Annotated in this window: 21 protein-coding genes; 15 read left to right on the top strand and 6 right to left on the bottom strand. The window is 64.2% G+C overall.

Annotation, left to right across the window (positions count from 1 at the left end):
- Positions 1-50: 50 nt before the first annotated feature.
- The 12 genes from ccoN (at position 51) to AC1D13_RS10510 (ending at position 9,498) form a co-directional block, all read left to right on the top strand.
- Entirely contained in the window at positions 51-1,484 is a 1,434-nt protein-coding gene (gene ccoN, locus AC1D13_RS10455) for a cytochrome-c oxidase, cbb3-type subunit I (protein WP_457281527.1), read from the top strand.
- A gap of 21 nt (positions 1,485-1,505) precedes the next feature.
- Positions 1,506-2,135: a cytochrome-c oxidase, cbb3-type subunit II gene (ccoO, locus tag AC1D13_RS10460; protein WP_457281526.1), complete on the top strand. Its 630-nt coding sequence runs from the start codon at positions 1,506-1,508 to the stop codon at positions 2,133-2,135.
- 11 nt (positions 2,136-2,146) lie between these two features.
- Positions 2,147-2,284, top strand: coding sequence for a cbb3-type cytochrome oxidase subunit 3 (locus tag AC1D13_RS10465; protein WP_457281525.1), 138 nt, complete (start codon positions 2,147-2,149; stop codon positions 2,282-2,284).
- A gap of 67 nt (positions 2,285-2,351) precedes the next feature.
- Positions 2,352-3,269 (top strand): cytochrome-c oxidase, cbb3-type subunit III, encoded by a 918-nt coding sequence (gene ccoP / locus AC1D13_RS10470; RefSeq protein WP_457281524.1) that lies wholly within the window; start codon positions 2,352-2,354, stop codon positions 3,267-3,269.
- 7 nt (positions 3,270-3,276) lie between these two features.
- The gene (ccoG, locus tag AC1D13_RS10475) at positions 3,277-4,704 is read left to right on the top strand and encodes a cytochrome c oxidase accessory protein CcoG (RefSeq protein WP_477666419.1); all 1,428 of its coding nucleotides are present in this window, start codon (positions 3,277-3,279) and stop codon (positions 4,702-4,704) included.
- A gap of 20 nt (positions 4,705-4,724) precedes the next feature.
- Positions 4,725-4,982 (top strand): nitrogen fixation protein FixH, encoded by a 258-nt coding sequence (locus AC1D13_RS10480; protein ID WP_477666420.1) that lies wholly within the window; start codon positions 4,725-4,727, stop codon positions 4,980-4,982.
- A 27-nt stretch (positions 4,983-5,009) separates the two neighbouring features.
- Positions 5,010-5,261, top strand: coding sequence for a hypothetical protein (locus tag AC1D13_RS10485; RefSeq protein ID WP_457281521.1), 252 nt, complete (start codon positions 5,010-5,012; stop codon positions 5,259-5,261).
- Positions 5,262-5,289: 28 nt separating this feature from the next.
- The gene (locus tag AC1D13_RS10490; RefSeq protein ID WP_477666421.1) at positions 5,290-6,564 is read left to right on the top strand and encodes a PAS domain-containing sensor histidine kinase; all 1,275 of its coding nucleotides are present in this window, start codon (positions 5,290-5,292) and stop codon (positions 6,562-6,564) included.
- Entirely contained in the window at positions 6,561-7,205 is a 645-nt protein-coding gene (locus tag AC1D13_RS10495; RefSeq protein WP_477666422.1) for a response regulator, read from the top strand. Before AC1D13_RS10490 ends, AC1D13_RS10495 begins: the two co-directional genes overlap by 4 nt.
- Positions 7,206-7,314: 109 nt before the next feature.
- Complete coding sequence (locus AC1D13_RS10500; RefSeq protein WP_477666423.1) at positions 7,315-8,160, top strand: universal stress protein; 846 nt, start codon at positions 7,315-7,317, stop codon at positions 8,158-8,160.
- Between the two features lie 103 nt (positions 8,161-8,263).
- Entirely contained in the window at positions 8,264-8,734 is a 471-nt protein-coding gene (locus AC1D13_RS10505) for a response regulator (protein WP_477666424.1), read from the top strand.
- Entirely contained in the window at positions 8,725-9,498 is a 774-nt protein-coding gene (locus tag AC1D13_RS10510) for a helix-turn-helix domain-containing protein (protein WP_477666425.1), read from the top strand. Before AC1D13_RS10505 ends, AC1D13_RS10510 begins: the two co-directional genes overlap by 10 nt.
- On the opposite strand, the gene AC1D13_RS10515 is transcribed toward AC1D13_RS10510, so the two are convergent.
- A complete protein-coding gene (locus AC1D13_RS10515; protein ID WP_477689506.1) occupies positions 9,492-10,577 on the bottom strand; it encodes a fatty acid desaturase in 1,086 nt (361 codons plus the stop codon). The genes AC1D13_RS10510 and AC1D13_RS10515 overlap by 7 nt on opposite strands.
- A gap of 206 nt (positions 10,578-10,783) precedes the next feature.
- Between AC1D13_RS10515 and hemN the strand changes: the two genes are divergently transcribed.
- A complete protein-coding gene (gene hemN, locus AC1D13_RS10520) occupies positions 10,784-12,166 on the top strand; it encodes an oxygen-independent coproporphyrinogen III oxidase (protein WP_477666427.1) in 1,383 nt (460 codons plus the stop codon).
- 14 nt (positions 12,167-12,180) lie between these two features.
- A complete protein-coding gene (locus AC1D13_RS10525) occupies positions 12,181-12,861 on the top strand; it encodes a sulfite exporter TauE/SafE family protein (RefSeq protein ID WP_457281513.1) in 681 nt (226 codons plus the stop codon).
- A gap of 31 nt (positions 12,862-12,892) precedes the next feature.
- On the opposite strand, the gene AC1D13_RS10530 is transcribed toward AC1D13_RS10525, so the two are convergent.
- From AC1D13_RS10530 to AC1D13_RS10545, 4 genes are all read right to left on the bottom strand, one after another.
- Complete coding sequence (locus AC1D13_RS10530; RefSeq protein ID WP_477666428.1) at positions 12,893-14,254, bottom strand: MBL fold metallo-hydrolase RNA specificity domain-containing protein; 1,362 nt, start codon at positions 14,252-14,254, stop codon at positions 12,893-12,895.
- 111 nt (positions 14,255-14,365) lie between these two features.
- Positions 14,366-14,884: a DUF2917 domain-containing protein gene (locus AC1D13_RS10535; protein WP_477666429.1), complete on the bottom strand. Its 519-nt coding sequence runs from the start codon at positions 14,882-14,884 to the stop codon at positions 14,366-14,368.
- Positions 14,885-14,922: 38 nt separating this feature from the next.
- The gene (locus AC1D13_RS10540) at positions 14,923-16,749 is read right to left on the bottom strand and encodes an AfsR/SARP family transcriptional regulator (protein WP_477666430.1); all 1,827 of its coding nucleotides are present in this window, start codon (positions 16,747-16,749) and stop codon (positions 14,923-14,925) included.
- 9 nt (positions 16,750-16,758) lie between these two features.
- Complete coding sequence (locus AC1D13_RS10545; protein ID WP_457281509.1) at positions 16,759-17,034, bottom strand: DUF4242 domain-containing protein; 276 nt, start codon at positions 17,032-17,034, stop codon at positions 16,759-16,761.
- Positions 17,035-17,266: 232 nt separating this feature from the next.
- Between AC1D13_RS10545 and AC1D13_RS10550 the strand changes: the two genes are divergently transcribed.
- On the top strand, positions 17,267-18,673 hold the full coding sequence (locus AC1D13_RS10550; protein ID WP_477666431.1) for a MipA/OmpV family protein: 1,407 nt from the start codon (positions 17,267-17,269) through the stop codon (positions 18,671-18,673).
- A gap of 72 nt (positions 18,674-18,745) precedes the next feature.
- Here the strand turns inward: AC1D13_RS10550 and mnmA are convergent, their stop codons facing one another.
- On the bottom strand, positions 18,746-19,960 hold the full coding sequence (gene mnmA / locus AC1D13_RS10555; protein ID WP_477666432.1) for a tRNA 2-thiouridine(34) synthase MnmA: 1,215 nt from the start codon (positions 19,958-19,960) through the stop codon (positions 18,746-18,748).
- Positions 19,961-19,986 lie beyond the last annotated feature (26 nt).

Here is a 19,986-nt window from a genome sequence, read left to right on the forward strand (position 1 = left end):
GCGACCCGTGCCGCATCGACACTTTGAAGCATCAAGACAAAAGGTGCTTCATGAACGAAGAAACGACACGAGGGATCGCCTATCACGACAAGGTGGTTCGCCAGTTTTCACTGGCAGCTGTGCTCTGGGGTGTGGTCGGCATGGCTGTGGGCCTTTTCATCGCCGCGCAGCTGGCATGGCCTGAACTGAACTTCGGCATTCCCTGGCTGAGCTACGGCCGGCTCAGGCCGCTGCATACCAATGCTGTCATCTTCGCCTTCGGCGGCTGTGCATTGATCGGCAGCAGCTACTACGTCGTCCAGCGCACCAGCAGCGTTCCCTTGTTTGCACCGCGGCTGGCAGCCTTTACCTTCTGGGGCTGGCAGCTGGTCATCCTGGGCGCAGCGATCAGCCTGCCGCTGGGTTACACCACCGGCAAGGAATACGCCGAGCTGGAGTGGCCCATCGACATCCTGATCACCCTGGTCTGGGTGTCCTATGCCATCGTCTTTTTCGGCACCCTGGGAATCCGCAAGGTCCGGCACATCTACGTGGCCAACTGGTTTTACGGCGCCTTCATTCTTGCGGTGGCGGTGCTGCACGTGGTCAACAGCGCGGAGATTCCGGCCGGCTGGATGAAATCCTATTCCGCTTATGCGGGTGTGCAGGACGCGATGGTGCAGTGGTGGTACGGCCACAACGCCGTGGGTTTCTTCCTCACCGCGGGCTTCCTGGGCATGATGTATTACTTCATCCCCAAGCAGGCGGAGCGGCCGGTCTACAGCTACCGCCTGTCCATCGTCCACTTCTGGGCGCTGATCTTCACCTATATGTGGGCGGGTCCGCACCACCTGCACTACACGGCCTTGCCCGACTGGACGCAGTCAGTGGGCATGGTGTTTTCGCTGATCCTGCTGGCACCCAGCTGGGGCGGAATGATCAACGGCGTGATGACCCTGTCGGGTGCCTGGCACAAGTTGCGCGAGGACCCCATCCTGCGTTTCCTGATCGTGTCGCTGTCGTTCTATGGCATGAGCACCTTCGAGGGCCCGCTGATGTCCATCAAGACCGTCAATGCGCTGTCGCACTACACGGATTGGACCGTGGGCCACGTGCATTCGGGTGCCCTGGGCTGGGTGGGCCTGATTTCCATGGGCACGCTGTATTACATGATTCCCCGCCTGTTCGGGCAAAAGCAGATGTATTCGGTGCGCGCCATCGAGGTGCATTTCTGGACGGCCACCGTGGGCATCGTGCTCTACATCGCCGCCATGTGGATCGCCGGCGTGATGCAGGGTCTGATGTGGCGCGCCATCAACGCCGACGGAACCCTGACCTACACCTTCGTCGAATCGGTGAAGGCCACCTATCCCTTCTACGTGGTGCGTTTCTTTGGCGGGCTTTTGTACCTTGGCGGCATGGTACTGATGGCCTGGAACGTCTGCATGACGGTGGCCAAGGGCCGCCCCGTCCGGGTGCCGGTGCCGGCGCTGGCTCACGCATAACAAGAGAAGAAAGCACATCCCATGAAAGACGAAACCCCCTCTGCGGCCGGCTTCTCGCACGAGAAGATCGAAACCAACAACTTCCTGATGATCATCCTGATCCTGCTGGTGATCGCCGTGGGCGGCCTGGTGGAAATCGTGCCACTGTTCTTCCAGAAGTCGACCACCGCACCGCTTGAAGGCGTGAAGCCTTATGGTGCGTTGCAGCTGGCCGGCCGCGACATCTACCTGCGCGAGGGTTGCTACAACTGCCACTCGCAGATGATCCGCCCGTTTCGCGCGGAGACGTTGCGCTACGGGCACTACTCGGTGGCCGGCGAATTTGTCTACGACCATCCCTTCCAGTGGGGCAGCAAGCGCACGGGTCCCGACCTGCACCGCGTAGGTGGCAAATACACCGACGAATGGCACCGTATCCACCTGAACAATCCGCGCGACCTGGTCCCTGAATCCAACATGCCGGCCTATAGCTGGCTGGAGAAGAAGCCCGTCGACCCCGCCGACATGGCGCCTCGCATGACAGCACTGCGCAGGGTGGGGGTGCCTTACACCGACGCCGAAATCGCCGAGGCCGCTGGTGTGGTGAAGGGCAAGACGGAAATGGATGCCCTGGTGGCCTATCTGCAAGTTATGGGCAAGGCCCTGAAGTAAAGGAGAGCGACATGGACGTCAACACGCTGCGCATCATCGCTACCCTGCTGTGTTTTGCCACCTTCGTCGGTCTGCTGGTGTGGGCCTATTCCAGCCGTAACCGCACGCGGTTTGAAGAGGACGCAAAGATCCCCTTCCTGCAGGACTAGGGGGTAGCGCCATGCAAGACCTCTTCACCGGTTTTTTATTCACTGCACAACACATCGGGTGTGAGCCATGAGCGATTTCACAGACAACTTCTGGTCCTGGTATGTGGCCGCGCTGACCTTGATCGGCATCCTCGGTGCCTTGGTCCTGCTGTGGGCGACGGCCCGCAAAAAAATACCCCAGAACAGCGACAACACGACGGGCCACGTCTGGGATGAAGACCTGCGCGAGTCCAACAACCCGATGCCGCGCTGGTGGATGTGGCTGTTCGTGATCAGCGTGATCTATTCCTTGCTCTACCTGGTCGCTTACCCGGGCCTTGGTGCTTACCCGGGCGAAATGGGCTGGAGCACGCGTGGCGAATACAACACCGCGATGGACAACGCAGACAAGGAGCTTGCACCGCTGTACGCCGGCTTCACCGCCAAAAGCGCGGACGAGCTCGCCGGCGACGCCAATGCCATGGCGGTGGGCGAGCGCCTCTTCATGAACAACTGCGCCCAGTGCCACGGCTCGGACGCGCGCGGCAGCAAGGGCTTTCCCAACCTCGCCGACACCGACTGGCTCCACGGCGGCTCAACCGAAAAAATCAGGGAGACCCTGACCGTGGGCCGCAAGGGCCAGATGCCGCCCATGGCGGCCGCTGTAGGCACAGCGGATGATGTCAAGAACGTGGCGAATTACGTCCTGAGCCTGTCCGGTGGTCCCCACGATTCACTGCGCGCGCAGCTCGGCAAATCCAAATTCACCGCCTGCGCGGCCTGCCACGGCATGGACGGCAAGGGCAATACCGCGATAGGCGCGCCCAACCTGGCCGACGACATCTGGCTGCACGGCTGGGGAGAGCAGGCCATCGTCGACATTGTGAACAAAGGCAAAACCAACGAAATGCCTGCGCAGGCCGGCAAGCTCACGGAAGCGCAGATCCATGTGTTGACAGCTTACATCTGGGGGCTCTCCAACAAAGCCGCTGCGGCAAAACTTTGAGGCGACAGTGACCCAGCTGCCTTTGCGAAAAATCATTCCCATCGTGCCAGCGGCAGAGCCGGCAGGGGAGTCGCTGTACGAGGCGCAAAAGAAAATCTACCCGCGTTCCGTGAGCGGGCTGTTTGCGCGCTGGCGCTGGGCATTCGTCATCTTGACGCAGCTGTTTTTCTACGGGTTGCCGTGGCTGCAGTGGGGGCAGCGCCAGGCGGTGCTGTTCGACCTGGAGGCGCGGCGCTTTTATCTCTTCGGTTATGTGCTGTACCCGCAGGACTTCATCTACCTGACCGGCCTGCTGGTCGCCAGCGCTTTGTCGCTGTTCCTGTTCACGGCGGTTGCGGGCCGGCTTTGGTGCGGCTTTGCCTGCCCGCAGACGGTGTACACCGAAATTTTCCTCTGGATAGAGCGCAAGGTGGAGGGCGACCGCACGGCCAGGTTGCGGCTGGACGGCGCCCCGTTCTCGCTGGAAAAACTGGTCAAGAAGTGGTTCAAGCATATCCTCTGGATAGGTGTGGCGATGTGGACCGGCTTTACCTTTGTCGCTTATTTCGTGCCGGCCCGCGAGCTGATCCTGCAGTTCTTGCAGACCAAAATGGGCGGCTGGGAAATCTTCTGGGTCTTGTTCTACGGTTTCGCCACTTACGGCAATGCCGGCTTCCTGCGTGAGCAGGTGTGCAAATACATGTGCCCCTATGCGCGCTTCCAGAGCGCGATGTTTGACAAAGACACGTTGATTGTGAGTTACGACCCCGCGCGGGGTGAACCGCGCGGCGCCAGGTCGCGCCATGCCGACGCCGCGGCGCTGTCCCTGGGGGCTTGCGTCGATTGCACCCTGTGCGTGCAGGTTTGCCCGACAGGCATAGACATCCGCGAGGGCCTGCAGTATGAGTGCATAGGCTGCGCGGCATGCGTGGATGTGTGTGATGGTGTGATGGACAAAATGGGTTATACGCGGGGTCTGATCCGCTTCACCACCCAGAACGCGCTCGCCGGAAAATGGGGTGCTTCACGCATGCTGCGGCAGGTGCTGCGCCCGCGCGTGCTGGTCTATACGGCGCTGCTCGGCGTACTGTGCCTGACACTTCTCTGGAGCCTGGTGGCGCGCATGCCGTTGAAGGTCGACGTCGTGCGGGACCGTGCCGCGCTTTCGCGCATCGTGGCGGGCGGGCGGCTGGAAAATGTTTACCGGCTGCAGATCATGAACGCCACCGAGCAGCCGCAGCGCTACACGATTGCGGCCGCCGGACTGGAGAGCCTGACGGTCGCCTCTGAGGCTGAAGTCAGCGTGGGCCCCACCGAATCCCGCTGGGTCGCGGTGCGGCTGCAGATTCCCTACGGCTCGGCGTCGGCCGGCTCGCACGCCATCGTGTTCCGTGTCGGCGATGAAAGCGGGCGTGCCCACGTCGAAGAAAAATCCGTGTTCCTTGTTCCGCGATGAATCGCGATGAAAGGCCCCTCATGAATTCCATTCCCACCCAAGCCACTCCATGGTGGAAGCACGGCCATGTCTGGCTGGTGATTTCCGGGCCCGCCGCAGTGGTCGTGGCAGGCGTGGTGACAGCCTTCCTGGCCGTCAAGTATCCGGATGCCGTGATAGGCGGACAGGAGCCGGCGCGGGCCTCGCGCACCAATGCGCTGCATCAACCCAGGGCACTGGCGCCGGCCCTGGAGGGGCGCAATCACGCGGCCACACCCGACAAAACGGCTCGTCCCTGATCGCCTGCAACGCAAAGAGGAGACCCCATGATTTCAGCCAACAAGATACTGGGCATCGCCTGGCCGGCCTTTCTGTCGGCCTGCCTGCTGGAACTGCTGCTCTTCGGACTGTTCGACCCTGAGGAAATGCTGCGTTACGGGCAACCCGCGGGGCTGTCCCGGCTGGCACTGCAGACCGCCGCCTTTTTTGTGTTCTGGCTTGCCTGCGCGGCCTCCAGCGCCTTGACGGTGCTGCTGATGGGGCCTGTGCCGGCTTCCGCAGAAAGGGCCGGGCGGTAAGATCGGGTTCCACTCCCGAAGCTGCCCCATGTCCCTGTTCCCCCACGTCGGTGACGCGGTGCCCAAGCGCCGGCGCTCCATGGCCATCGCACTGGCCGTGATGGCAACCCTGACGCTGCTGGCCGCCGTCCATCTGGCGTCCAGCCCACAATCGCTGCCGGGCCTGCCGCTGGTTGCAGCGCTGGCCGCCGCCACATGCGGCATTGCCTGGCTGCTGGCCGGGCGTGACGCGGCGCGAGACCGTATCGGCAAGCAAGCGCTGGAGGGCGCGGACGCGAGGCTGGCCGGTCTGCTGGATTCGGCCATGGACGCCATCATCACTGTGGACAGCAAGCAGAACGTGCTCTTGTACAACAAGGCGGCCGAGAAGATATTCGGCTGGCCCACGCGCGAGATGCTGGGCCAGCCGCTCACACGGTTGATTCCACAGCGGCACCAGGGGGCACACGGCGAGCAGGTTCGGCGTTTCGGTCAGACCGGCACAACCTCCAGGCGCATGGGAGATGGCACGGTGCTGTATGGGCGGAGGTCCAGCGGCGAGGAGTTTCCGCTGGAAGCTTCCATCTCGCAGCTCGATACCGCGCATGGCAAGCTTTACACCGTGATCCTGCGCGACGTGACTGAGCGGGTCCGCGCGAGCGAGGAACTGAGCGCCTTCGCCTCGGCGGCCCACGCCATCCGTGAAAGCGAAAAAACACGGATCGCGCGCGAGCTGCACGACGAACTCGCGCAGTCATTGACGGCGATCAAGATGGACGCCACCTGGATTCGGGAAGCCTTGCCCCCGGATGCAGGTGCCGTGCGGGCCAAACTGGACGACATGCTCGGCTTGCTGGACACCACGGTGGCCGCCACGCGCCGCATCGCGTCAGATTTGCGGCCGTTGCTGCTGGACGACCTGGGCCTGGTGCCGGCCATCCAGTGGCTCACCCATAATTTCACCCAGCGTCACGGCGTGGTGTGCAAGCTGTCGCTGGACGAGGAGGTTGAGCTGGCCGAACCGTATGCCACGGCGGTGTTCCGCATTGTGCAAGAGTCGCTCGTGAACGTGGCAAAGCACGCGAGTGCGTCGCAAGTCGATGTACGCATAGCGAGGACTGATGCGGCCGTGGTCCTCGACGTGAGCGATGACGGTGCCGGGTTCGCGCCGGACGCCCCGCGCAAGCCCGGCTCGCTGGGCCTGATGGGTCTGCGCGAGCGGGCCCGCCTGCTGCAGGGGACGGTGGACATAGACACCGCGCCTGGCCAGGGAACTCGTATACGGGTCAGCATCCCGGTGCCCGAAACAGGAGACATCACGTGATCAGGATTGTGATTGCCGACGACCATTCCATCGTGCGGGAGGGGCTCAAGCGTATCGTGTCCTCCATCGAGGACATGGAGGTCGCCGGCGAGGCCGGCAACGGGACGGAAGTCATGCAGCGCGTGCGCGAGCTGGCCTTCGACGTGCTGGTGCTGGACCTCTCCATGCCGGGGCGCAGCGGCATGGAGCTCATCAAGCTGATTCGCGGCGAAAAGCCGCAGCTGCGCATCCTGGTCCTGAGCATGCACCAGGAGCTGCAGTACGCCGTGCGCGCCATCAAGAACGGCGCCAGCGGCTACCTGACCAAAGAGAGCGCGCCGGACCAGCTGGAGCAGGCCATACGCAAGGTGGCTTCAGGCGGCGCCTTCATCAGCGCCGAAGTGGCCGAGCAACTCGCGCTGGGTGCGATGCCCGGCAGCCAGGCAGTGCCGCATGAAAGCCTTTCGAATCGCGAGTTTGAAGTGTTGCAATTGCTGGTGGCCGGCGTTTCCCTGACGGACATCGGGACGAAGCTGAACCTGTCGGTCAAGACCGTCAGCACCCACAAGACCAACCTCATGCAGAAAATGGGCTTGCAAAACCAGAGCGAGTTGATCCGTTATGCGCTCAAGCATGGACTGACCGAGCCACTGGACCCCTGAGGCCCACCGGTCTGCTGCGGAAAGCGGCCTTGTGTTGACAACGATCAACACAGCCTCGGGCGCCTCTCCCTACAGTCAGGGTATCCAAACTCTGCACCGGAGGTGTTCCATGAGCAATGAACTCAAACAACTGCTGGTCCATGCCGACGCCTCGCCGCAATTCGCGCAACGCCTTGAATTTTCCTGCCGGCTTGCCGCGCAGTACGGCGCCGGCATCACGGCGCTTTATGCCTCGCCTTCGGCCTCCGAGGCGCTTCCCGTTGCCTCCGGCATGGGGACCGGCCTGGCCGTGAGGCGGGAGAACGTACAGGACACCGAACTGGCGCGGGCGCGCTCGGTGTTCGAACAGATCCGGCCTGCGGGGCTGCCGGCCGCATGGGCTGAAGTCCATGAATTTCCGCTGCTATCGGCCTTTGCCGGGCAGGCGCTCTATGCCGACCTGCTGGTGCTGGGCCAGCACGGCCCGGGCGAGGGTTGGTCCACGCTGATGCCGGCGGATTTTCCGGAGGCTGTGATTGCCCTGAGCGGGCGGCCGGCACTGGTGCTGCCCTACACGTCGGCAAAACCGGGTTTGCCGGGCAATGTGGTGATCGCCTGGAAGCCCACCCGCGGAGCCGCACGCGCGGTGACCGCGGCCCTCCCCATCCTGCGCAACGCAAACTCGGTGCATATCCTGAGCTGGGGCGTTGATGCCGTGGCGGCTACGGGCGCAGGTCCGAATATCGTCTCTTACCTGAAGGCCCACGGTGTCCAGGCCAGCTGGCACCGGGAAAATGTGGAAGGCGCGGAACCCGGGAACCTGGGCGACCTGCTGCTGTCGCGCGCATTCGATCTGCAGGCGGACTTGCTGGTGATGGGCTGCTATGGCCGCGCCCGCGCCTATGAATGGGTATTGGGCGGCGCATCCCGGACCGTGCTTAAAAGCATGACGCTACCCGTGTTGATGGCGCATTAAGCGGGCGCGCTGGTCGGTACAGGCTCGGAAATTTCCGAGTCTGGATCGGAGCGCCGGTGCCGGCGAACCAGCCTTATCCGAGCCGGCCTTTCAGCAAAAGACGATGTCCCTGCCGCGCCGCCTGCGCGACAGTAAGGGCATGCAACACACTGCTTCACCCACCCGGGTCTTTCTGGCCGACGACTCCGCGCTGAGCCGCCGCAGCGTTGCCGAAATGCTTACCGCCCGGGGCGTGGTGGTCGCGGGCCAGGCCGATACGCCGGAGTCTGCGGTCTCGGGCATCCTGGCGACGCAGCCCGATGTGGTGGTGCTTGACGTGCAATTCGAGAAGGGCACGGGCATGCAGGTGCTGCAGTCCATCCTCAAAACCACGCAAGACATTCCTTTCATCATCCTCAGCAACCATGCCGAGGCCGCCTACCGTGCGCGCTACCTGGCTGCGGGCGCTGCCTGTTTTCTCGATAAACACGCCGAGTTTTACCAACTCGGGGACACCGTGGCAATGCTTGCGCAGCCGCGGCGTGTGGATCAGTCCGTTTCTTCCTCCCAATCCAAGGAGTCATCATGCCCATAGCCTGTTCATCCGCCAGCGGCACTTCATCCGTCAGCGGCATTTCATCCGCCGCTATCCTGCCACTGAAGACTCACTGCTCGAACTGCAACCTGCGCGACCTCTGCCTGCCCTGCGGCATGAAGCCCGCCGATGTGGATGGACTGGACGATCTCCACTTCAGCCGGACGAAGGTCAAGGCGGGGCAGACGCTCTACCACGAGGGCCAAGCTTTCCGCAACATTTATGCGGTGCGTATCGGCACCTTCAAATCCAGCCTGACGCTGGCAGATGGCCGTGAGCAGGTCAGCGGCTTCCAGATGGCCGGTGAACTGATGGGCCTGGACGGTATTGCCAACGGCGCGTATGCCAGCAACTCCACTGCACTCGAAGACACTGAAGTCTGCACCATTCCCTACGACCAGATCAGCGGCCTGGCTGCGACCAGTGCCGACATGCAGCAGGCCGTCAGCCGGCTGATGAGCCGGGAAATCGTCAAGGAGCACAGCCTGATGATGCTGTTGGGCAGCATGAATGCCGAAGAGCGGCTGGCTGCCTTCCTGCTCAACCTGTCACAGCGGCTCAAGTTGCGTGGCTACTCAGCCAGCGAATTCCACTTGCGCATGTCGCGCGCCGAAATCGGCAGCTACCTGGGCATGAAGCTGGAGACCGTGAGCCGCACCTTTTCCGCCTTCCTGCAGCAGGGCATCCTGGAAGTCGACAAACGCCACATCCGCATCCTCGACCACGCGGCCCTCAAACACGTCTTCGATACCCAGGTTCACTGAACGACCATCGACTGGGTGGCCGGGGTACCGGAAAAATCCGTCCATTGCCGCCGCTCGAAGTCATAAAGCTTGCAGCGGCGCGCCGTATCGAAGTACCAGTGCCAGGAAAAAGGCTGTACGACGATGTGGCCAGGCAGCCTGGCCTCCAGCATGGCCTGCGCCTGTTTCAGGCGGTACAGCGGCACGCCCATGTCTACGTGATGGGCCGTGTGCTCCATGATGTGGTGCAGCGCCGCGCCGAAAAACGAGTTGAAGGTCAGGTGCACGGTGGTGGAGACAAAGGGGTTGGCGTCCGACCAGCTTTTTTTGTTGTCATACCAGGCGATCTGGGTGTGCGTGTGGTGCACGTAGACCACAAAACCTATCAGGCCGTTCCACACTAACAGCGGCAGGAAAAAGCCAGCGGCCAAAAGCCAGAGCGCCGACTGACCGGTAGACCCTGCCGCGATCACAAGGCCTGCGATCCAGGCTGCGGCAGCGGCAGTGACCAGCAAGCTGTCCGCGACAAAAATGCCGCGCCGCGTAGGCATCACGGCTTTGGACGGGAAGTAAAGCCGCTTCCACCAGATTTCCACGAGGTAGTAGAGCCAGGGCGCCCAGCCGCTGCGGTAGGCGCGCTCCAGCCACTGTTTCCAGACGGGCATGCTTTCATAGGCCTCAAGGGTCGCGGGCTGCCATACGAAATCAAAGCCGCTGAGGTTGGTGTAGCCGTGGTGCACGATGTTGTGCCCGACATCCCACAGGCTGTAGGGCGTGAGCGAGGGCAAAAAAAGCAGGCGGCCCAGCCAGCGGTTGAGTTTGCGGTGTGGGGTGAAGCTCTGGTGGCACGCGTCGTGGCCGAGGATAAACAGCCTCGCGATCATGAAGCCGGCCAAGAGGGCCATGAGCACCTGGAGGGCAGGGTGGCCCGCGAGCACTGCCCCGGCCATGCATGCAGCGAACAGGGCAAAGTCCATCAGGGCCAGCGCCAACGCGAGGCCGGTGTTTTTGGTCGAGACAGGAAGAAGCCAGGAACGCAGGACTTTTCGGTGCGGAAGGACGGTGGCTTGGTTTTCTTGGATTGCTTGTGAGAGGGACATGAGATGAAGGGTTGGCAGCCGGGGCCGTTGACCCAAGGCAATGGGGAAGCCGCCAGCTTACGGCGCGCCCTTCGCGGCGATTTGACGCAGGTCAAGGACGGGGCAAACGCGTCCGGCGGCCGCACCTTGCGCCCTCGTTGATCCACATCAACGCAGCCGGGGCGGAGAGGCGGCACAGTGGAGGCCTCACATTCCTGAACCATCCCATGCCCGCTGTTCTACCCCAGGCCCTTCGCCAGTTCGACATCTCCGGCCCGCGCTACACGTCCTTTCCGACGGCGGACCGTTTTGTCGAGGCCTTTACCGCCGTCGATCACGGCCGCGCGCTGGACGACAGGCGCGCGCGGGCCGAGACCTCGGCGGCACCGCTATCGCTGTATGTGCACATCCCCTTTTGCGAATCGCTGTGCTACTACTGCGCCTGCAACAAGATCATCACCAAGCAGCACAGCCGTGCCACCGCCTACCTGGGCTATCTTGAGCGCGAAGTGGCCCTGTACACGGCGCGCCTGGGGCAGGGACAGCCTGTCAGCCAGCTGCACCTGGGTGGGGGCACGCCGACTTTTTTGTCCGACGCGGAACTCGCACAGCTCATGGACATGCTCAGACGCAACTTCGACATCGCGGCCGGTGCGGAAATGGCCATCGAGGTAGACCCACGCACCGTGGACAACACGCGCCTGGCCGCGCTGGCGGCCCTGGGCTTTAACCGCCTGAGTTTCGGCGTGCAGGATTTCGATGCCGACGTGCAAAAAGCCGTGCACCGCGTCCAGCCCGCCGAACAGGTGTTCGCGCTGGTTGCGCAGGCGCGCGTGCTCGGGTTTGAATCCATCAATGTGGACCTGATCTACGGCCTGCCGCGGCAGACGCAGACGTCTTTCGCGCGCACCATACGCCAGGTCGAGGAACTCAGGCCGGACCGCATTGCCCTCTATGCCTATGCCCATTTGCCGGAGCGCTTCAAGCCGCAGCGGCACATCCCGCCGGCGCTGCTGCCCGCGGCCGAGGACAAGGCCGCCATGCTGGCCGAAGCGATGCAGCGTTTGCAGGGCGCGGGTTACCGCTACATCGGCATGGACCACTTCGCGCTTGAGAACGATGCGCTGGCCGTGGCCAGCCGCGAGGGCCGGCTGCACCGCAACTTCCAGGGCTACAGCACCCAGCCCGACCGCGACCTGGTGGGCCTGGGCGTATCGGCCATTGGCGCGGTCGGCGCCACCTACAGCCAGAATGCCAAAACCCTGGAGGAATACTGCGACTTGCTTGACCAGGGGCGCTTCCCGGTCACGCGCGGCCTGGCACTGAGCCGGGACGACCTGGCGCGCCGCGCGGTGATCATGGCCATCATGTGCCAGGGCCAGGTGTGGTTCGAATCGATAGAGCTCGCCTGGATGCTGGATTTCAAGACCTACTTTGCGGCGGAACTGGAGCGCTTGCGCGAACTGGAGGATGCCGGGCTTGTGCTGCTTTCCAGCACCGGCATCGAGGTGACGGCCGAAGGCCGGTTCGTGTTGCGCGCGGTCGCCATGGTGTTTGACCGCTACCTGCAGTCCGACCTCAACCGCAGTCGTTTCTCGCGCATTATTTGATCGCAGCGCTGCCCATGTCTTACGCCCTCGCCACGACGGCCCTGCTGATGGGCCTTGCCGGAGGACCTCATTGCGCTGTGATGTGCGGCGCGGCCTGTGGCGGCCTGCGGCGCGTGGGCCCGCAGCGGCAGGCGCATTCACCGCTGGTCTTTCAGGCCGGGCGGCTTGTCGGCTATTCAAGTGCGGGCGCGGCGGCAGCGATGGCAGTGCAAAGTTTTGCGTGGATGACAGAACAGGCCGCCGTGGTCAAGCCGCTCTGGGTGCTGTTCCATCTGGCCGTGCTGGGTTGGGGAATGATGCTGATGGTGAAGGCCAGCCAGCCGGCCTGGGCCGACCGCGCAGGCCGCTCCGCGTGGTCCAGGGTGGGTGCCGTGGCCGCATCACGGGGCGGGATGTTCTCGGTGGGCGCGTTATGGGCCTTTATGCCCTGCAGCCTGCTTTATTCGGCGCTGCTGGTGGCGTCCCTGAGTGGCGGGCCGTTGCAAGGCGCGCTGGCCATGGCGGCTTTTGCCGTGGGCAGTGGCGTCTCCCTGCTGCTGGCGCCGCAACTACTGGCCGGGCTGCGGCGCGCCGGCAACGGCCTGGGCGGTCAACTGGGTGTGCGTCTGGCCGGGGGGGTGCTGATGCTGGCCGCGGTGTTCGGCTTGTGGAGCGACATGACGCATCGCATCGCGCAGTGGTGCGGCCTGGCCTGAGGCTGTCCTTGCCGCTGGCTTGTGAATTGCATCAGGTGAGAGAGACCGACTCCAGGTAACAGGGCAGGTGGCATGGCCAGTGCAGTTCGCGTTCGATGCGCTGGCGCATGGCATCGGCTGCGGCCGGCTCGCCGTGGGTGATGAAAGTCTGCTTCGGTACCGACTTGAAGCCGCGCAGCCAACCCATGATTTCGGCGGCATCCGAATGGGCCGACAGGTCGTCCAGCATCGCCACTTCGGCGCGCACCGGCACGTCCTGGCCGTGGATACGCACGGTAGGCGCGCCGCCGGAGATGAGTGCGCCGCGCGTGCCGCCGGGCTGGAAGCCGGCAAACACGATGGTGTTGCGCTTGTCGGGCGCGAAGGCTTTGAGATGGTGGACCACACGTCCGCCGGTAGCCATGCCGCTGGCGGCAATGATGACCATGGGGCCGTGCCTGGCATTGAGCAGGCGCGACTCCTCCGGCGACTCGACGATGTGGGCGGTATGCGCCATGGCCTCGCACTCCGCGGGTGTTAGCCGCAGCTCGGCCTTGTGTTTCAGGTACACCTGCGTGGCATTGGCCGCCATGGGACTGTTGAGGTAGATCGGCAGGTTGCGTTGTATGACACCTTGCGCCTTGAGCACCTGAACGCAGTGCAGCAGGCTTTGCGCGCGCCCCACCGCAAAAGCCGGGATCACCACCACCCCGCCGCGCGCGGCTGTGCGGTTGATTACCTGGCCCAGCGCCGATAGGGGGTCCGAGTCCTTGTGCAGGCGGTCGCCGTAGGTGGACTCCACCACCAGATAATCGGCGCCGTCCATCCGTGTAGGCGGCTTGAGCACCAGGTCGTTGGGGCGGCCTATGTCCCCGGAAAACAGGATGGAGCGCGAGCCGTTGTCCAGTTGCACGAACGACGAGCCCACCATGTGGCCGGAAGGAGTCAGGCTGGCGTTCAGGCTCGGTGCCGGGTGCCAGTTTTTTCCGCTGGGTACCGGGTGCAGCAGCTTGATGCAGCGTAGCGCATCCTCGCGTGTGTACAGGGGCAGCGCCGGTGCGTGCTTCGAAAAGCCGTGGCGATTGGCGTATTCGGCTTCTTCTTCCTGCAGGTGGCCAGCGTCGGGCAGCAGGATGCGGCACAGGTCGGCCGTGGCCGGGGTGCAGAACACCTTGCCCTTGAAGCCCTGGCGCGCCAGCAGTGGCAGGTAGCCGCTATGGTCAATGTGGGCGTGCGTCAGGATCACGGCGTCAATGGAGGCCGGGGCCACAGGTAGCGCGGACCAGTTGCGCAGGCGCAATTGCTTGTAGCCCTGGAACAGCCCGCAGTCGACCAGCACCGTGGACTCCCCGTACCGGATCAGGTATTTGGAACCTGTCACGGTATCTGTGGCACCGAGGAATTGAATCTTCATGCCAGCAGCTTAGATAAAAATGGTGTGCGGGTGTTTGATGTAGCGCAATAGCCTGCACGCTGCAATGCATCGGGAAACCCGGGTCGATGCCGGCTGATGCGAACTCATTTGCTATGAATTTAATAGCTGCTTGCGCTCATCCAGTAATGATTTGAGGCTGTTTTTCTTCCAGAAGGGACGGCCTGACTCCTGCGCCCCGCTGCCTTCGAGTGTGACGAATACAGCACGGCGGTCGCAGGTCTCGCCCTGGCCGCGCGCGCGTCTTGCGCTCGCCGCGGCGCTGAGCGCCAGCGCCGCGAAGCCGCGGGCGGCCACAAAGGCCAGGAAGGCCGTGCCGCCAAGAGGCCGGGCGAGCAAGGCGCTGATGAGGCCCGGGCGGCAGGGCTCCCAGTGCAGCGTCACGCCCTGCGCGGTTCCTGCGGGCTCAATCACCGCGTTCTCATCGGCGCCTAGGCGCACGCGCTGGCCGGCCTCAATGAAATGATCGCCGGAATCATTGTGGCGCGTCAGCCAGAGCCGGCCCCGCAGCACTGTCAATTCACCGCCGCGCCGGGGCAGGCGCAGCGCTTGTCCCGGCGCCAGGCGCCGGGTTCCACCGTGAAATACGGCGCCGTTGGATGTCGCATTCATCATCGACCTCTTGAGGTGTTGCCGCGCCGTCGCCGGGTTCAGAGCCCGGCAAGGGCGTGCAGCGCGGGGTTGTCGATCTGGCCGGCAAGCAGCTTCGCCGCCGCCGCGCTCGCGCCGTCGCCGAGCGCCGCGCGGTGCAGGCAGGCGTGCACCGTCAGTTCGCGCATGCCGCTACGCGCAGCGAGGTCCTGCATTTCGTTGATCCAGGCCGAGGCCTGGGGCATGGCTTGTGCCACAGCGACATCACACAGCGCGTCGAGGGCATATGCCTTGGCCCACAGGTAGGCGTCAGGAAGGCGTACGCAGCGCGTCAGTGCGTCAGCAAGTATTTCAACGGCGCGCTGCGGTTCCCCGCGCGCCATCGCCACACGCCCCAGGCCCCGGCCGGCAATGCCTTCCCAGCACGGGTCACCGAGCTGGCAACCGAGGGCGAAGGCATGCTCGAATCGGCTCGCGGCGGCATCCACGTCGCCGCGCAGCAGGTCGATTTCGGCCCGCAGCGATTGCGGCCACGGCACAAAGGCGGTCCAGCCTTGCCGGGCCAGTGCCACCGAGCGGTCCAGGGCGTCGGCGGCCGCCTCGGGTTCGCCGTGCAGCAGTAGCGCGCGGCCCAGCATGGACAGCGCGTAGGCAAGTTGCCGGCTGTCGCCGACGGCCGCAGCCAGCGCCTCAGCTTCGCGCAGCTGGCTGATGGCGGCCGTGTAATGCGCAGTGTCGCTGAGCGCAGCGCCGTACACGGTGGCGATGCGCGCCTGCTCCGCGTGGTCGCCGGCTGCCAGCGGCGTCGCGCGTTGCAGCCAGGCGAGCGTGCGTTCATAGCGGCCGCGCAGGAATTCGACGTAGCCGAGTTCGCGGCACGCGGCGGCGGCGAGTGCCGGCGAAGCCTCGTGGCCGACCTCCAGTGCTTCGTGAAGCGCAGTGGCGCCTTCTTCGTCGCGTCCGCGGGCGGCATGCACCAGCGCACCGCCCAGGGCCACGCGGGCGCGCGCACGCAGTGCCGCGTCGCCGGTGGCATCGGCTTCCACGATCGCGCGGCGCAGGCATTGCAGGCCGGCATCGAGCGCGCCGGCGCTGATCGCCGCCTCCCCGGCTTCCAGCTGGGCCAGCGCCGCGGCGCGCCCGGTGGCGGGCCGCGCGGTGGGCGCTGCGGTGAGCGTGCGCAGGGCCGCGTCCAGCGTGGCGCCGGGTTGCACGCCGAGTTCGCGCTGGAACAATTCGCGGCAGGCTGCGGCCTGGCGCGCCGCACCCACGCCGTCGCCCGCGGCCGCGAGGCTGCGCACCAGCAAAGCCTGGTAGTTCTCGTCAAGCGGGTTGTGCCGTACCAGCCGGCCGGCCAGTGTGGCTGCTTCTGTCATGGCGCCCGCGGCCATGCGAGCCAGTGCGGCTTCGCGCAGCACGGCTTCGGCGGCGGCCTGCAGATGGCGCCGCTCCGTGGCGAGCCAGACCTCGAAGGCCGGGCTGCCTGAAAAATTCATGCCTTCCAGCAACTCGTGATCCAGGCCGGGCACGCACAGGGCTTGCGCCCAGCTGCCCGACAGCACGGCGCTGAGGTCGACGTAGGTGGCAGGCTCCAGCAAAAGTGCCAGCAGATCGCCGCGCAACTCTGCGGTGCCGAGCAGGCGCCGCAGCTCACTGAGGTTCCAGCGCAGGGCGGCCAGCGGGTCTTCTGCGTCTTCGAACAGCAAGCCCGCCAGATGTTTGCGGCTGACCGGTGCATCACTGCGGACCAGGTAGGCAAGCAGGCCCCAGACCTTGTGCCCGCGCGGCGCCGGCACAGGGCTGCCGCCTCGCTCTATGCGCGGCGGACCAAGCAGGTAGATGGCAAGCCCCGGAGACGGCGGATTGTCGGGGGCTTGCGGATTCACCGGCAGACCTCAGGCTTCAGCGGTGGTGGGGTCGATGACCGTGGTGATCTGCGCGACGGAGTTCGCCGGGAAACCGCCGCGGCGCGCATGTTCCCTCACGAGCTCCTCATTGGCCGCGCGGTAGATGCAGTACATCTTGCCGCCTGTCACATAGCTTTGCACCCACTGCACATCAGGCCCCAGTTCCTGCAGCACACCGCAGGATTTCTGGGAGATGGATTGCAGCTCGGCGGGCTTCAGGGCCCCGAGTCCGGGGATGACACGTTCGATCACGAATTTGGGCATAACAGGCTCCGTTAAGTTGGTGGAGACCCGAAGATAGGCAGTGTACGTGTGAGCCAGCGTGTGAGGAAATCGCCGGGAAAGGATGTCGGCCTAGTCCATATGTGCCTGTTTGCTTACAAGTTGGGCGGCTCAGGCGGTGCCATTCGTGGATAGCATCGGAGTGTCCGCCGCGCTCTTGGCTTCTGTCCGGCTGCGGCGGCCCGTTCAGGTAGCTTCACACAAAAAACCAATGATGAACCACTCGTCCTCGCCACGCAGCCTCTTTCTGGCGTCTACCCTTTTTTTGGGCGGCCTGTGCGCCATGTCGCCGGCCCTGGCGGGCGGCAACACCGAACCACTGACCGACATCCTTTCTTCGCCCGGCAGCGCGGGCCTGGGCCTGGTGACGCGCATTGAACGTTCGCCCTACAAGGATGCAGGCACACGTTACGACCTGCTGCCGCTTTACCTGTATGAGGGCGAGCGGCTTTTCCTGCATGCCAACCGGGGCGGCATCAAGCTGCTCAACGGCACCGAGCGGCGGCTGGACCTTTTTGTGGAGCAGCGCCTGGAGGGCTTCCCGACCGAGCGCCTGCCCGCCAGCCTGGCCGGCATGTCGCCGCGCGACTCGGGCCTGGACCTGGGCCTGGCCTACCGCTGGCGCCAGCCCTGGGGAACGCTGCAGGCCGAGCTGGTGCATGACATCAGCAACACCTACAAGGGCAATGAGTTCCGCCTGGGCTACACCTACGACTGGCGCTCGGGCCCCTGGATGCTGCGGCCCAGCCTGACCGTGGGGGTGCGCGACGCCAGGCTCAACAACTATTACTACGGCGTGCAGGCCAGTGAGGCAACGGCCGGGCGGCCTGCTTATGCGCCGGGCTCGGGCGTGCAGACCTCGATTGGCCTCTACGGCTCTTATGACCTCACCGAGCGCTGGCGCCTGCTGGCCGGTGTGTCGGCCACCTTGCTGGACAACAAGACAAAGAACAGCCCCATTGTGCAAAAGAGCGTGCTGCCTGCCGTGTATATCGGCGCGGCCTATGACTTTGGCGGCCACAAGCGTGAGTGGGCAGAAGACGGCTCGCCCACCTACTTCAAGCTGCTGTACGGCAAGTCAACCGAAGATGGCTGCCATCTGGCCAAGATCATCACGGCGCAGTGCCTGTCGACGGCGAAGGTCAATTCGACCAGCATTACCGGCATCCAGGTCGGCAAGCCCTTCCTGAACAACGTGAACGGCTGGCCGCTCGACTTCATCGGCTATGTGGGCCTCACGCACCACAACGAGCGGGGCCTGCAGGCCAATGGCGTGCAACTGGACCTGTTCATGAAGGCCGTCTACTCGGGCTTCCCGTGGAGCGACCGGGTCAAGACGCGGCTCGGTCTGGGCGTGGGCGTGTCCATGGCACAGCGGGCTCCCTACATTGAGTCCTCCAGCCTGGCGGCCAACGGCAAGTCGGCTTCCCGCATGCTCAATTACCTGGATCCGACCATCGACGTGAGCCTGGGCGACCTGATCGGCTACCGGCCGCTCAAGGACACCTTTATAGGCTTTGGTGTGTCGCACCGCTCCGGCATTTTTGGCTCGTCGCGCCTGCTGGGCAATGTCAACGGCGGCTCCAACTACATCTACACCTACGTTGAAACCGCGCTTTGAGTCGTATTTGCTATTGATTTAATAGCTGCTTGCGCAAGTCCATAAAGGCTTGCGGCCTGATTTGAATGAAAATCAGGCGTAGGCTGCCCGGACCGGCACAGCCGGCTGGTTCTGCACATTGCTGGCAGCAATCACGCCGCCACCCAGGCAGACATCGCCCTGGTAGAGCACAGCCGACTGGCCCGGCGTCACCGCCCACTGGGCATCGGCAAACACCAGTTCGCAGGCCGCGCCGGTAGCGCTGCGCAGTTTGCAGGGTGCGTCGGCCTGCCGGTAGCGTGTCTTGGCCGCCATGACACCGGGCGTCGGTGCATGTCCCGCCACCCAGCTGCAGTCCTGTGCCTGGAGCACCGTGGATTGCAGCCAGTGGTGATCATGGCCCTGAACCACCCATAGCGTGTTCGTTTCAAGGTCCTTGCGTGCCACAAACCAGGGTTCGTGCTCGCCCACGCCGCGCAACCCGCGTGCCTGCACGGCCTTGAGCTCGGCTCCCTTGGCCTTCACGCCGCCTATGCCCAGGCCCTGACGCTGTCCCAATGTATAGAAGGACAGGCCCACATGCTCGCCGAGCACGCGGCCCTTGTCGTTCTTGATGGGGCCTGGCTCTTTGGCGATGTAGCGATTCAAGAATTCGCGGAAAGGCCTCTCGCCGATAAAACAGATGCCAGTGGAGTCTTTTTTCTTCGCGTTGGGCAGGCCGATCTCGTCGGCAATGCGCCGGACTTCGGTCTTGCGCAACTCACCCACCGGGAACAGCGTTTTGGAGAGCTGTGCCTGGTTGAGCCGGTGCAAAAAATAGCTTTGGTCTTTGGCTGGATCAAGGCCCTTGAGCAGTTCGTGCAGGCCGGTGGCTTCGTTGTGGCGAACCCTGGCGTAATGCCCGGTCGCGATTTTTTCGGCGCCCAGGCGCATGGCATGGTCCAGAAATGCCTTGAACTTGATTTCGGCGTTGCACAGGATGTCGGGGTTGGGCGTACGGCCAGCCTGGTATTCGCGCAGGAACTCGGCGAAGACGCGGTCCTTGTAGTCGGCTGCGAAGTTGACGTGCTCGATCTCGATGCCGATCACGTCGGCCACGGCGGCGGCGTCGACAAAATCAATGTTGGACGAGCAGAACTCGCTGTCGTCGTCATCTTCCCAGTTCTTCATGAAGATGCCGATAACCTCGTGGCCCTGCTGTTTGAGCAGGTGCGCCGTCACCGCGGAGTCTACGCCTCCGCTCAGGCCGACGACGATCCGTTTCCGCTTGCCGTCGTGGCTGTATGTGTTGATTTGCGGGTTGCCCATGGCTCTATTGTAAAAAGATGAAAGCG

Source organism: Polaromonas sp. P1_E12, from assembly GCF_056405975.1.

Bases quoted from the DNA above. Each gene is read 5' to 3' on its own strand.
- ccoN (WP_457281527.1), top strand. From the start codon at position 51: ATGAACGAAGAAACGACACGAGGGATCGCCTATCACGACAAGGTGGTT.
- ccoO (WP_457281526.1), top strand. From the start codon at position 1,506: ATGAAAGACGAAACCCCCTCTGCGGCCGGCTTCTCGCACGAGAAGATC.
- AC1D13_RS10465 (WP_457281525.1), top strand. From the start codon at position 2,147: ATGGACGTCAACACGCTGCGCATCATCGCTACCCTGCTGTGTTTTGCC.
- ccoP (WP_457281524.1), top strand. From the start codon at position 2,352: ATGAGCGATTTCACAGACAACTTCTGGTCCTGGTATGTGGCCGCGCTG.
- AC1D13_RS10480 (WP_477666420.1), top strand. From the start codon at position 4,725: ATGAATTCCATTCCCACCCAAGCCACTCCATGGTGGAAGCACGGCCAT.
- AC1D13_RS10485 (WP_457281521.1), top strand. From the start codon at position 5,010: ATGATTTCAGCCAACAAGATACTGGGCATCGCCTGGCCGGCCTTTCTG.
- AC1D13_RS10490 (WP_477666421.1), top strand. From the start codon at position 5,290: ATGTCCCTGTTCCCCCACGTCGGTGACGCGGTGCCCAAGCGCCGGCGC.
- AC1D13_RS10500 (WP_477666423.1), top strand. From the start codon at position 7,315: ATGAGCAATGAACTCAAACAACTGCTGGTCCATGCCGACGCCTCGCCG.
- AC1D13_RS10505 (WP_477666424.1), top strand. From the start codon at position 8,264: ATGTCCCTGCCGCGCCGCCTGCGCGACAGTAAGGGCATGCAACACACT.
- AC1D13_RS10510 (WP_477666425.1), top strand. From the start codon at position 8,725: ATGCCCATAGCCTGTTCATCCGCCAGCGGCACTTCATCCGTCAGCGGC.
- AC1D13_RS10515 (WP_477689506.1), bottom strand. From the start codon at position 10,577: ATGTCCCTCTCACAAGCAATCCAAGAAAACCAAGCCACCGTCCTTCCG.
- hemN (WP_477666427.1), top strand. From the start codon at position 10,784: ATGCCCGCTGTTCTACCCCAGGCCCTTCGCCAGTTCGACATCTCCGGC.
- AC1D13_RS10525 (WP_457281513.1), top strand. From the start codon at position 12,181: ATGTCTTACGCCCTCGCCACGACGGCCCTGCTGATGGGCCTTGCCGGA.
- AC1D13_RS10530 (WP_477666428.1), bottom strand. From the start codon at position 14,254: ATGAAGATTCAATTCCTCGGTGCCACAGATACCGTGACAGGTTCCAAA.
- AC1D13_RS10535 (WP_477666429.1), bottom strand. From the start codon at position 14,884: ATGAATGCGACATCCAACGGCGCCGTATTTCACGGTGGAACCCGGCGC.
- AC1D13_RS10545 (WP_457281509.1), bottom strand. From the start codon at position 17,034: ATGCCCAAATTCGTGATCGAACGTGTCATCCCCGGACTCGGGGCCCTG.
- AC1D13_RS10550 (WP_477666431.1), top strand. From the start codon at position 17,267: ATGAACCACTCGTCCTCGCCACGCAGCCTCTTTCTGGCGTCTACCCTT.
- mnmA (WP_477666432.1), bottom strand. From the start codon at position 19,960: ATGGGCAACCCGCAAATCAACACATACAGCCACGACGGCAAGCGGAAA.